This window comes from Phenylobacterium sp., assembly GCF_031425575.1.
Lineage (GTDB): Bacteria > Pseudomonadota > Alphaproteobacteria > Caulobacterales > Caulobacteraceae > Phenylobacterium.
The window spans coordinates 1-10,823 of sequence record NZ_JANPJP010000278.1; the positions used below are offsets into that span (position 1 = coordinate 1).

12 protein-coding genes and 1 pseudogene are annotated in these 10,823 nt (G+C 68.3%); 2 read left to right on the forward strand and 11 right to left on the reverse strand.

Features of this window, described 5'->3' with window-relative positions; translation table 11 throughout:
* Positions 1-73: 73 nt before the first annotated feature.
* From RMO97_RS15680 to flgB, 10 genes are all read right to left on the reverse strand, one after another.
* Positions 74-1,051, reverse strand: a complete 978-nt coding sequence (locus RMO97_RS15680) for an SDR family oxidoreductase (RefSeq protein ID WP_310541972.1) — start codon at positions 1,049-1,051, stop codon at positions 74-76.
* Positions 1,052-1,159: 108 nt separating this feature from the next.
* A complete protein-coding gene (gene cckA / locus RMO97_RS15685) occupies positions 1,160-3,226 on the reverse strand; it encodes a cell cycle histidine kinase CckA (RefSeq protein WP_310541973.1) in 2,067 nt (688 codons plus the stop codon).
* 111 nt (positions 3,227-3,337) lie between these two features.
* Positions 3,338-4,459 (reverse strand): flagellar biosynthesis protein FlhB, encoded by a 1,122-nt coding sequence (flhB, locus tag RMO97_RS15690; RefSeq protein WP_310541974.1) that lies wholly within the window; start codon positions 4,457-4,459, stop codon positions 3,338-3,340.
* Between the two features lies 1 nt (position 4,460).
* Positions 4,461-5,219 carry a flagellar biosynthetic protein FliR gene (gene fliR / locus RMO97_RS15695; protein WP_310541975.1) on the reverse strand — a complete coding sequence of 253 codons (759 nt, stop codon included), beginning with the start codon at positions 5,217-5,219 and terminating at the stop codon, positions 4,461-4,463.
* Positions 5,220-5,224: 5 nt separating this feature from the next.
* Positions 5,225-5,488: a flagellar biosynthesis protein FliQ gene (fliQ, locus tag RMO97_RS15700; RefSeq protein WP_310541976.1), complete on the reverse strand. Its 264-nt coding sequence runs from the start codon at positions 5,486-5,488 to the stop codon at positions 5,225-5,227.
* Between the two features lie 139 nt (positions 5,489-5,627).
* On the reverse strand, positions 5,628-7,166 hold the full coding sequence (locus RMO97_RS15705) for a glycine betaine ABC transporter substrate-binding protein (protein ID WP_310541977.1): 1,539 nt from the start codon (positions 7,164-7,166) through the stop codon (positions 5,628-5,630).
* On the reverse strand, positions 7,163-7,939 hold the full coding sequence (locus RMO97_RS15710) for an ABC transporter ATP-binding protein (RefSeq protein WP_310541978.1): 777 nt from the start codon (positions 7,937-7,939) through the stop codon (positions 7,163-7,165). The genes RMO97_RS15705 and RMO97_RS15710 overlap by 4 nt, the downstream gene beginning before the upstream one ends.
* Before the next feature lie 103 nt (positions 7,940-8,042).
* Positions 8,043-8,348 carry a flagellar hook-basal body complex protein FliE gene (locus RMO97_RS15715; RefSeq protein ID WP_304782049.1) on the reverse strand — a complete coding sequence of 102 codons (306 nt, stop codon included), beginning with the start codon at positions 8,346-8,348 and terminating at the stop codon, positions 8,043-8,045.
* A gap of 11 nt (positions 8,349-8,359) precedes the next feature.
* The gene (gene flgC, locus RMO97_RS15720) at positions 8,360-8,779 is read right to left on the reverse strand and encodes a flagellar basal body rod protein FlgC (protein WP_310541979.1); all 420 of its coding nucleotides are present in this window, start codon (positions 8,777-8,779) and stop codon (positions 8,360-8,362) included.
* An 11-nt stretch (positions 8,780-8,790) separates the two neighbouring features.
* Positions 8,791-9,204: a flagellar basal body rod protein FlgB gene (gene flgB, locus RMO97_RS15725; RefSeq protein ID WP_409035324.1), complete on the reverse strand. Its 414-nt coding sequence runs from the start codon at positions 9,202-9,204 to the stop codon at positions 8,791-8,793.
* 106 nt (positions 9,205-9,310) lie between these two features.
* Here flgB and RMO97_RS15730 point away from each other — a divergent pair, with 106 nt between their 5' ends.
* Positions 9,311-9,586, forward strand: a complete 276-nt coding sequence (locus RMO97_RS15730; RefSeq protein ID WP_304782043.1) for a flagellar biosynthetic protein FliO — start codon at positions 9,311-9,313, stop codon at positions 9,584-9,586.
* On the forward strand, positions 9,586-10,383 hold the full coding sequence (fliP, locus tag RMO97_RS15735; protein WP_409035323.1) for a flagellar type III secretion system pore protein FliP: 798 nt from the start codon (positions 9,586-9,588) through the stop codon (positions 10,381-10,383). Before RMO97_RS15730 ends, fliP begins: the two co-directional genes overlap by 1 nt.
* A 35-nt stretch (positions 10,384-10,418) precedes the next feature.
* Here the strand turns inward: fliP and RMO97_RS15740 are convergent.
* Positions 10,419-10,823, reverse strand: a pseudogene (locus RMO97_RS15740) (endoglucanase); the annotation flags it as partial.

The following is a 10,823-nucleotide window of genomic DNA, read 5'->3' on the forward strand; positions in this document are numbered from 1 at the left end:
GTCCACCTACCCTTTCCTCCCCCGTTCGCTTCGCGACAGGGGAGGAAAAGCCCAGCTCATTCCGACCTATCCCTCAATACCCGCCAATGATCGGCAGCACCTCGCCGGTGATGAAGCTCGCACTCTGGGCCGAGGCGAGGAACACATAGGCCGGCGCGATCTCCTCCGGCTGGGCCGGGCGGCCCATGGGGGTCTGTGACCCGAACTTGCTGGTCTTCTCCTCGTCCTTGTCGGCGGGGTTCAGCGGGGTCCAGACAGGGCCCGGCGCGATGGCGTTCACCCGGATGCCCCGGTCGATCAGATGGCCGGCGAGCGCCCGGGTGAAGGCGTGGATGCCGCCCTTGGTCATCGAATAGTCCAGCAGGTCCTTGCTACCCTCGATGCCGGTGATCGAACCGGTGTTGAGGATCACCCCGCCCGGCTGCATCACCGCCACCGCCGCCCTGGCCATGTAGAAATAGCCGTACAGATTGGTCTTGATCGTCAGGTCGAAGTGCTCGTCGGTGAGGTCCAGGACGTCGTCCACGTGCTCCTGGTAGGCGGCGTTGTTCACCAGCACGTCCAGCTTTCCCAACTCCGCCACGGTCTTCTCCACCGCCTGTTTGGCGAAGCCCGGAGCAGCGACGTCGCCGGGGATCAGGATGGCGCGCCGCCCCTCGGCCTCGACGGCGAACCGGGTGGTGTTGGCGTCCACCTCCTCGGTCAGATAGGCGATGGCGATATCGGCCCCCTCGCGGGCGAACAGGATCGCCACCGCGCGGCCGATGCCTGAATCCCCCCCGGTGATCAGCGCCACCTTGCCCTCCAGCTTGCCCGAGCCCTTCCAGAAGGGCGCGTCGTACATCGGCGCGGGATCGAGCGCCGCCTCGCTGCCCGGCTTGTCCTGATGCTGCTTGGGGAAGGGCGGGACCGGATAGGCCCGCGCGCCGGCCTGCATGGCCTGGGGCTTCTCCGGCGCGAAGGACCTCTCCTCGGCGGCCTCCACCTGATCCTGGATATCCCGGCCCCGCTCAGCGGCGGCCTCGGCTTGGGATTCGGGGGTCTCGGACATCGGATGCTCCTGCGCGGGGGTGTGCGCAGACAAGCGGCGGGGACGGGGTGTTGTTCCTCGATCTGTTTCCGCCTCCCCACGCGGGGGCGGGGGAGGAAGGCCGATCCCCTAAGCCGCCTTCTGAAGCTCCTGCTTCACCCGCTCGGCCAGGGTCTTGATGTCGATGGGCTTGGGCAGGAAGGAGACGTTGGTCTCGCCCTCCAGCAGGTTGGAGAACTCGGCCTCGGCATAGCCGGAGATGAACATCACCGGGGCGCCGGCCAGATAGACCCGGGCGTGCTTCAGCAGGTCGGGGCCCTGCATGCCCGGCATCACCACGTCGGAGATCATCAGGTCGATGGTGCCGGCATGTTCCTCCGCCAGCTCCAGGGCTTCCTCGCCAGACGCCGCCTCGATCACCTCGTAGCCGCGGGCGCGCAGCAGCTTGGCGGCGACGCCGCGCACCGCGTCCTCGTCCTCGACGAACAGGATGCGGCCGGCGCCGGACAGATCGCGGGCGGCGGGGCGGGAGGCCTTCTGGACCAGGGGCGTGGCCACCACGGCCGGGGCGGCATGGACCGGCAGGAAGATGCGGAAGGCCGCGCCTTCGCCCGGCTTGGAGTCGACGCTGATCCAGCCGTCGGACTGCTTGACGATGCCGTAGACGGTGGCCAGGCCCAGGCCCGTCCCCTCGCCCACCGGCTTGGTGGTGAAGAAGGGGTCGAAGATCTTGTCGACCACGTCGGACGCGATGCCGGGGCCGTCGTCGGACACCTCGATCAGGGCCTGCTCGCCCTGGGCCGAGGGATAGCCCAGGGCATGGGCCTCGGCCTCGGTGACCCGGGCGGTGCGGATGGTGACGCGGGACCCGCCGTTCATGCGGGTGGCGTCGCGGGCGTTGACCGCCAGGTTCATCACCGCGGTCTCGAGCTGGCCGCGGTCGGCCCGTACGTGGGGCAGGTTGCGGCCGTACTCGGTCTCCAGCTTGACGTCTTCCTGCAGCACGCGGCGCAGCAGCACCTCGAACTCGCTGATCAGTTCGCCCAGGTCGAGGATCTCGCGCTGCACGGTCTGCTTGCGCGAGAAGGCCAGCAGCTTGCGCACCAGGTCGGCGGCCCGCGTGGAGGTGGAGCGGATCTCGCTCAGACCCTCATAGGAGGGGTCCCCCACCGGGTGGCGCGTCGACAGCACGTCGAGCTGCATGAAGATGGCGGTGAGCAGGTTGTTGAAATCGTGGGCCACGCCGCCGGCCAGCTGGCCGATGGCCTGCATCTTCTGGCTCTGGGCCAGCTGCAGTTCGATCTGCTTCTGCTCGGACACGTCCACCAGATAGGCGACCCAGCGGCCGTCGCTCTTGGACAGGTAGAGGTGGGCGATCTTGGTGGGATCCTTGGCCAGGCGCACTTCCAGCGCCCCGCCGTTCGCAGTCCCGTCCTTCAGCCGCTGGCTGGCGTCGGCCCGGCTGGCGGTCTCGATCAGGTCTCCGAAGGTGGAGCCGACGCCGCCATAGCCCGGCGCGGCGGCGAGCGTCGGATTGGCCTCGACGATGGTGGACTCAAACGGGTCTTCGCCTTCCAGCAGGGCCGCGCCGAAGGGCGAGGCCGCGGCGAAGGCGTCCAGCACTTTTGGAGGCGGCGGCATCGCATTGGAGAAGGCGGTCAGCACGTCCATGGCCGCCGACGGCAGGGCCAGGGGTTCGGCGGGCCCGGCGTTCAGGCGCACCAGGAAGCGGCGGGCGCCCAGGGGCGAGATGGTGGCGTTGTGCTCGGTCCCGTTGGCGCGGATCGAGGCCTGGGAGGTGTCGCCCCGGCGCGCGGCGGTCAGGGCCGCGAACAGGCTGGCGGCGGACGGCCCGCCCTTGGGCAGGCGCGGCGCCAGGCCGAGCACCGTCCTCCAGGCGCCGTTGGCGGCGTGGATGCGACCGTCGGCGGTGGCGATGGCGGTGGGTTCGGACAGGGCCTCGATCAGCTTGTCAGCGCCGGGCTCGCTCTCGGCGGCGGCCTCCACAGAGCCACGAAGGGCGAAGAGGCCCAGGCAGGCGACGCCCGCCAGGCCGATCAGCAGCATCAGGCCGGCCAGGGTCGCGGGGCCGGCGTTGATGGCCGGGGCGGCCGCGAAGGCGACAGCCATGAGGAAGAACACCACCGCCGCGGCGGTCAGCGGATCAAACCGGCGTTTTGCGGTCGGCTCAGCCATGGGGTTTCCCAGGCGGGCGCCCTGAACGGGTTGGCCCGGCGAATCGGTGGTCAGCATACATGAAGCCCTGAGATTACGCGGCTTTACGGTGAATGGGCGCCCCGGCCGACATCATCCGGGCACCCGCACACGGGTGGGGGCCATCCTGGGCTTCGGCGGGGCCTCGGCCCGCTTCTCGCTCTGCAGGATGAAGCCGATGATCTTGGCGACGGCCTCATAGTGCTTCTGCGGAATGAACTCCTCGACGTCCACCGAGGCGTAGAGAGAGCGCGCCAGGGGCGGGTCGACGATGACCGGCACGCCCGCTTCCTCGGCGACCTTGCGGATACGCAGGGCGATGGCGTCCATGCCCTTGGCCACGCACTGGGGGGCGCCCTCGCCGCCGGCGTCATATTTCAGGGCCACGGCGTAGTGGGTCGGGTTCATCACCACGACGGTGGCGCCGGGCACGTTCTGCATCATCCGCTGGCGGGCGCGGACCATCCGCAGCTGCTTCTGCTTGCCCTTGATGTGGGGGTCGCCCTCGGTCTGCTTGTACTCTTCCTTCAGGTCTTCCTTGCTCATCCTCTGGCGCTTCATGAAGCGCTGCTTTTGCCAGAACCAGTCCAGGCCCGCGATCAGCAGCAGGAAGCCGGCGATGGAGAAGGCCAAGGTGCGGATCAGCCTGGCCGCGAAGGGCAGGATGACGTTGGGGTCCATGGCCGAGAGCTGGGTGAACTCGGCCATGTGCGGCTTGACCACCAGATAGCCGATCCAGCCCACCAGCCCGATCTTCACCAGCGATTTGCCGAACTGCATCAGGGCGTCCACCCCGAACATCCGCTTCAGCCCCGCCATCGGCGAGATCTTCTTGTAGTCGAACTTGAACACCTTGCTGGGGGTGAACATCAGCCCGGTCTGGACCAGGTTGCCGGCCGCCCCGGCCAGGGCGGCGGCGAACATCACCCCCAGGATCAACGGCGCCCCGGCCTTCATCACGTAGTACAGCACGTCCTGGCCGCCGCCGCCCGAGACGCTGATGGAGTCCGGGTGGGCGATGAAGGGCGTCATCGCCAGGGCCAGGTCGCGGCACATCGCGCCGCCCGCGAAGACGATCACGCTGGCGGCGGCGGCGAAGGAGGCCAGCAATGGCAGGTCCGGCGTCTTGGGGACGTCGCCCTGCTCCCTCGCCTTGCTGAGCTTACCAGCTGTGGCTTCTTCTGTTTTTGACTCGGGATCGCTGTCGTCCGCCATCTCAGCCGCCGAAGACCATGAGCAGCTCGCGGTAACGGCTCAGCCAGACGGTGCCGATGACACCCAGGCTGAGCGCCAGGATCGAGAGGCCGAAGATCACCATCAGCGGTGAGGCCACGAAGAAGACCTGGAACTGCGGCATGACCCGGCCCACCAGGCCGATCGCCACGTTGAAGACAAGGGAGAAGACCAGCACGGGCGCCGAGAGCTGCACCCCCAGCTTGAAGCAGTCGGCCACGGTCTGCACGGCCAGGGTCGCGGAGTCGGCCACCGGCAGGTCGCGACTGAAGGGGAACAGGGTGTAGGACTTCACGATGGCGCTGAGGAACAGGTGGTGCAGCCCCGTCGCCATGATCAGCGTCAGGCCGATCAGACCCAGGAAGGTGCTCAGCGTGGAGGAGCCCGGCGCGATGCCCGGCGCCGTGGTCTGGGCGAAGGAGAGCGTCGTCTGGATGGAGATGATCTCGCCGGCGGTGGACAGGGCCATCAGGAAGATCCGCAGGATCGTTCCGATCATCAGCCCGATCAGCACCTCCTTCAGGAGCCCGCCGACCATGGTGCCCATGGCGGCCGGGACGGCCGGCAGGTAGGGGGCCACCACCGGCAGCAGCATCAGGGTCATGAGGAAGGCGAAGGACAGCCGGATTCGCGGCGGCACCGCGGAGTCCCCGACCCCCGGCATCAGCATCAGCAGGGCCGACAGCCGCGCGAAGACCAGTCCGCCGACATAAACCTGCTGAGCTGTGGCGTAGGACTCCACGCCGCTTACATCGCCGAGATGCGGGCGGCGATCTGGCGCATGAAGTTGCTCATCAGGGCGCCCATCAGCGGCAGGAAGAGCAGCAGGGAGATGAAGATCGCGACGATCTTGGGCGCATAGACCAGGGTGGCCTCCTGGATCTGGGTCTGGGCCTGCATCAGGCCGATGGCCACCCCCACCACCAGGCCCACGATCAGCACCGGCGCGCACAGTTGCAGCGTCAGCCAGATCGCGTCCCGACCGACGTCCAGAACCTCGGAGCCGCTCATGAAAGGCCTCGCGCAACAGGGAGAAGAACCGCCCCCATCTCGCGCAGACATGGTTAACGAAGGGCTACCGGTCCCCAGGACTTAGCCAAATGACTAATCCCCTAAGGGCCGGGGAACCACTGCAGGCGGCGCCTAAACTTCACTTCGAAAGTCCCCTCGCCGCCTCGGCCGGGCTGGCCTTGGCGGTGTCGCGGTCGACGCTGTAGTTGGCCGCCTGCATGGCCGAGACCGGGATCGACCCCACCAGGGGTTTCAGCGCGCCGAGCAGTCGCTGGTCGCCGGCCCGCTGGGGCGAGACCAGGATCACGGCGTCATAGGGCGGCAGGGCCCCCTTGGGATCGGTGAGCACCACCAGTTTGTCGGCGGCGATCCGCCCGTCCGAGGAGAAGGCCGAGATCACGTCGGCCTCGCCGCCGGAAAGGGCCCGGTACATGAAGGTCGGCTGGAAGGATCGCTGCGCCTTGAAACGGAAGCCGTAGGCGGCATCGACGGCCTTCCATTCCGGCCGCGAGAGGAACTCGATGTCGGTCCCCAGGGTCAGCTTGGGGGCCTCGCGGGCCAGGTCGGCCAGGCTGACGATGCCCAGCGCCTTGGCCCGGTCGGCCTGCATGGCGAAGGCGTAGGCGTTCTCGAAGCCCAGGGAACCCAGGACCGTCACCCCGTCCCGCGTCTTGAGCTCGTTGGTCAGGCCTTCCAGCACAGCCTGGCGGCCCGGATTGTCCTGGCGGTTCAGGACGTTGGTCCACAGGGTTCCGGTGTAGTCGACATAGACGTCCAGCTCACCGGCCGCCAAGGCGCGGTAGGCCACAGCCGAGCCCAGGTCCTCCTTGCGGCTGACCGTGGCGCCGGCCCGCTCCAGCCGGTCGGCCATCAGTTCGGCCAGGATGTACTGCTCGGAGAAGTTCTTGGCGCCCACCACATAGCTGGCCGGCTTGCCGAAGCTCGCCAGCGGCAGGATGGCGATCACGATCCCCACCAGGAGCCCCAGCGCGCCGCCGATCATCAGGCGGCGATCGCGCCTCGCAGCGCCCATCTCGATCAGCCCCAGCAGCTGGTCGGCGGTCATCGCCAGCACCGCGGAGGCCGCGCAACCGAACAGGACGCTGACCCAGTTCTCGGTCTGCAGACCGGCGAAGATGTAGTTGCCAAGGCTGGTCTGGCCCACCGGCGTGGAGAGGGTCGCGGCCCCGATGGTCCAAACCGCGGCGGTGCGCACGCCGGCCATGATCACCGGCATGGCCAGCGGCAGCTCCACCTGAAACAGCTTTTGGCGCGCGGTCATCCCCACCCCGTCGGCGGCCTCCCGCACCGCCGGGTCGACGCCGAGGATGCCGGTGGTGGCCGTCCGCAGGATCGGCAGCATCGAATAGAGGGTGAGCGCCAGCAGGGAAGGCAGGAAGCCCAGGGCCGAGAACCCGTGGCCGGTCAGCGACAGGCTCAGGGCCGAGACCACCAGCAGCAGCGGATAGAACAGGGCCAGCAGGGCCAGGCTCGGAATGGTTTGGATCAGGCCAGCGAAGGCCAGGACCGGCCAGCGCAGGCGCGGGCTGCGGCTGATGGCCACCGCCAGCGGCAGGCTGATGACCAGGCCCAACGCCAGGGCCGAGGCGCTCAGCAGCACGTGCCAGGCCAGGTATTCAGGAAGCAGGTCAAAGGCGGCAGCCAGGGCGGGGTTCACGAGGCGCTCTCCGACAGGCGGGCGGCCAGCCGCTCGGCCTGGCGTCGCGGCGCGTCCATCAGGGCGCGGACATCGGGGTCGGCGCTCGTGGCGCTGAGCCCGCCAGGCGTCCCGTCGGCCACGATCACGCCGGCCTTCAGCACCACGATCCGGTCGGCCAGCAGCACCGCCTCGCTCATGTCGTGGGTGACCATTACCGTGGTCAGACCCAGTTGGTCATGCAGGGCGCGATAGTCGGTTCCGAGCTGGTCGCGGGTCACCGGGTCCAGGGCGCCGAAGGGTTCGTCCATCAGCATGACCGTCGGTTCGGCCGCCAGCGCCCTGGCCACGCCGACCCGTTGGCGCTGACCCCCCGAAAGCGCAGCCGGCAGGCGCCCCCCCATCTCCCGGGGCAGGTCGACCAGGCCCAGCAACTCGTCGACCCGGGCGGCGATCCGCGCGGCGTCCCAACCCAGCAGCTTGGGGGTGATGGCGATGTTCTCGGCCACGGTCAGGTGCGGGAAGAGCCCGATCTCCTGGAAGACGTAGCCGATGCGGCGGCGCAGGACGTGGACCGGAACCGACCCCGCATCCTCCCCCAGCACGCGCACCGAGCCGGCGTCTGGGGCGGCCAGGTGGTTGATGGTCTTGAGCAGGGTGGTCTTGCCCGACCCCGATGGCCCCACCAGGGCCACGAACTCGCCAGGCGCGATGGAAAGGCTGACGCCGGCCAGCGCCGCATGGGCGGCGTAGCGTTTCTCGATGGCCGAGAGTTCGATGGCGGTCTGAGGCATCCTAAGACCATAGAGCGCTTTCCGGCGAAGTGGACTCAGGTTCGCCGTCCGAAAGCGCGACGAGGCAGAAATCCCGGCGCGGCGCGCGCCGAGGCAAGCGGCCTCAGATCGGCATGCGCATGATTTCCTGATAGGCGCTGATCACCTGGTCGCGGACGGCCATCACGGTCTCGAGGCTGGCCTCGGCCGCCGAGATCGAGGTGACCACGTCGATCAGTTCGGCCTTGCCGGCCACATTGGCCTTGATCTGGTTTTCCGCATGCTTGGAGGCCTGCATGGCGTCGGTCATGGCCGACTTCACCAGGGAGCCGAAGTCGAGGCCGCCCTCGGCGGCGGCGCCGGTTGGCTTGGCGGCTCCCACCCCTTGAGTGGAGGCGTAGGCCTTGGCGGCGGCAAGCGCGGTCATCATGGCCTAGGATCCTATCGCTTCAGCAGATCAAGGGTGCGCGTCTCCATGGCGCGGGCCGTCTCGATCACGTTCAGGTTCGCCTCGTAGGCCCGCTGGGCCTCCTTCATATCCAGCGCCTCGACCAGGGTGTTGACGTTGGGAATCTTCACATAACCCTTGGCGTCCGCCGACGGATGGCCGGGCTCGTACTCGGTCTTGAAGTCGCTCATGTCGGGGTCGACGCGGGTCATCCGCACCCCCATGCCGCCGTCGATCTTGACCGCGGTGAACACCGGGGCCTGGCGGCGGTAAGGGTCCCCCCCGGCGACCTTCGAGGTGGAGCCGGCGTTGGCCATGTTCTCGGCGATGATTCGCATCCGCCCCTGCTGGGCGCGAAGGGCGGTGGTGGCGATCGCCTGGGCGACACCGCTGACCGGTTTGATCTCGGGCATCTATTTCGCCTCTATTTCCCGGGAGCCCGCGCGGCCATCCGCAGCAGGTTGAGGGATTTCTGGTAGAAGCCGATCGCCGCCTCGTAGCTCATGCGGGCGTCGGACATCTTCATCATCTCCTCCTCCAGCACGACGGAGTTGCCGTCGAGCGTGGTCTCGGAGTCCTTGGCGACCCTGGATTTGAAGTCGCCGCCGTTGCGCTGGCTGGGGGGCGTCATGTGGCCCACCTGGGTCACGGAAACCCTGCTGGCCCCATTGCTCGCGGCCTTCATCTGGGCGGCGAAGTCGTAGGGCTTCAGATCCTTGGGCGAGAAGCCCGGGGTGTCGGAGTTGGCGACATTCTGGGCGATCAGCTTCTGGCGGTCGGACAGGTAACCCATCCGGCCGCGCAGCATCGAGAACAGGGGGATGTCGCCGATATCCATGGGAAACATGGTGAATAAATAGGGTTAATCGCTCCTTAAGACCCTTGCGGCACTTCTGGCCCTGACCGGCGCTTTCGGCCGGCCGCCTCCTCACCGTCTCATCGCGATGGACTTCGCTATCTTCGCCCGGGCCGTGTTCGCCCTGGCCATCACCCTGGGACTTGTGGGCCTGGCCGCCGTGGCCCTGCGCCGCTTCGGACCCGAGGCCCTGGCGCGCTTCACCGCCGCAACGGGCCGCAAGGAGCGTCGCCTGGCGGTCGTGGAAAGCCTGGTGCTTGATCCCTCCCGCCGCCTGGTGCTGGTCTCCTGCGATGGCGAGGAGCGTCTGTTGCTGCTGGGCGAGGGCCAGGTCCTCCCACCCGTGAAGAAGGGCCGCGCCTGATGGCCGGAAGGTTCAAATCCCTCGTCCAGCTGCGCGCCGAAGACTGGCGCCGGGCCTTCCTGCTGGCCGCGCTCATCACCCTGGGCAGCCTGATCCTGCCGGCCACGGCCCTGGCCCAGGCGGTGAACATCAACCTGGGCACCGGGGCGGGACTGACCGAGCGCGTCGTCCAGTTGATGGGCCTGCTGACGGTGCTGTCGCTGGCGCCCTCGATCGTCATCATGACCACCTCCTTCGTGCGGATTGTGGTGGTCCTGTCCCTGCTGCGCACGGCGCTTGGCCTGCAGCAGAGCCCGCCCAACGCGGTGATCATCAGCCTGGCCATCTTCCTGTCGGCCATCGTCATGGGTCCGACCCTGCAGAAGTCCTACGACGAGGGGATCAAGCCGCTGCTGGAACAGCAGATCGAGCTGCCACAGGCCTTCGACGCCGCCAGCGAGCCCCTTAAGACGTTCATGCTGTCCCAGGTGGACCGCGAGGACCTCTCGCTTTTCGTGCGGCTGTCAAAGATCGAGCGGCCCCGCACCATTCAGGAAATACCGATCCGGGTGGTCACCCCGGCCTTCATGATCTCGGAGCTGAAGCGCGCCTTCGAGATCGGCTTCCTGCTGTTCATCCCCTTCCTGGTGATCGACCTGGTGGTGGCCAGCGTGCTGATGAGCATGGGTATGATGATGCTGCCGCCGGTGGTGGTGTCCCTGCCCTTCAAGCTGATCTTCTTTGTCCTGGTGGACGGCTGGCGGCTGGTGGCGGGCAGTCTGGTGGAGAGCTTCCAGCGCGGCGCCGGCGGGGGCTGAGGCCCTCCTCCCGATCGAGGGGAGGGAGATAGAACCTAACCCTTGCTCGGCGGCGTCGCGGCCTGGGCTGTCTTGGCCGGGGCCGGGGTCGCCGCGGTGCGCAGGCCGACGGGCGCGGGCTTGTCGCGGAACCGCACCTTCATCTTGGCGACCCAGCCCGCGAAGGCCTCGTTGTCGGCGGTGATGCGGCCGAAGTCGGCGACGCTCAGCCGGCCGTCCTGAACCCCCGACAGCGCCACCCGCAGGGCGTCCGGATTGCGGGCCTGGTCGGCGAAGCTCTGGTAGCGTTCGCGCAGACGCGACAGCGCCCCATCGTCGCCGGCCAGGCTGTAGGCGACCCCGGCGCGGAGCAGCTTGCCCTCCTCCTCGGCCGCCAGCGGGCCCGGATACTTCCAGCGGTCGGCCAGCGACTTTTCGAACAGGACGCCAGCGCCGCCCCA

What these genes read in the sequence shown, in the direction of transcription:
- RMO97_RS15710 (WP_310541978.1), bottom strand. Translation starts at nt 7,939, where the DNA reads ATGCCTCAGACCGCCATCGAACTCTCGGCCATCGAGAAACGCTACGCC.
- cckA (WP_310541973.1), bottom strand. Translation starts at nt 3,226, where the DNA reads ATGGCTGAGCCGACCGCAAAACGCCGGTTTGATCCGCTGACCGCCGCG.
- RMO97_RS15730 (WP_304782043.1), top strand. Translation starts at nt 9,311, where the DNA reads ATGGACTTCGCTATCTTCGCCCGGGCCGTGTTCGCCCTGGCCATCACC.
- flhB (WP_310541974.1), bottom strand. Translation starts at nt 4,459, where the DNA reads ATGGCGGACGACAGCGATCCCGAGTCAAAAACAGAAGAAGCCACAGCT.
- fliQ (WP_310541976.1), bottom strand. Translation starts at nt 5,488, where the DNA reads ATGAGCGGCTCCGAGGTTCTGGACGTCGGTCGGGACGCGATCTGGCTG.
- flgB (WP_409035324.1), bottom strand. Translation starts at nt 9,204, where the DNA reads ATGGATATCGGCGACATCCCCCTGTTCTCGATGCTGCGCGGCCGGATG.
- flgC (WP_310541979.1), bottom strand. Translation starts at nt 8,779, where the DNA reads ATGCCCGAGATCAAACCGGTCAGCGGTGTCGCCCAGGCGATCGCCACC.
- RMO97_RS15715 (WP_304782049.1), bottom strand. Translation starts at nt 8,348, where the DNA reads ATGATGACCGCGCTTGCCGCCGCCAAGGCCTACGCCTCCACTCAAGGG.
- RMO97_RS15680 (WP_310541972.1), bottom strand. Translation starts at nt 1,051, where the DNA reads ATGTCCGAGACCCCCGAATCCCAAGCCGAGGCCGCCGCTGAGCGGGGC.
- fliP (WP_409035323.1), top strand. Translation starts at nt 9,586, where the DNA reads ATGGCCGGAAGGTTCAAATCCCTCGTCCAGCTGCGCGCCGAAGACTGG.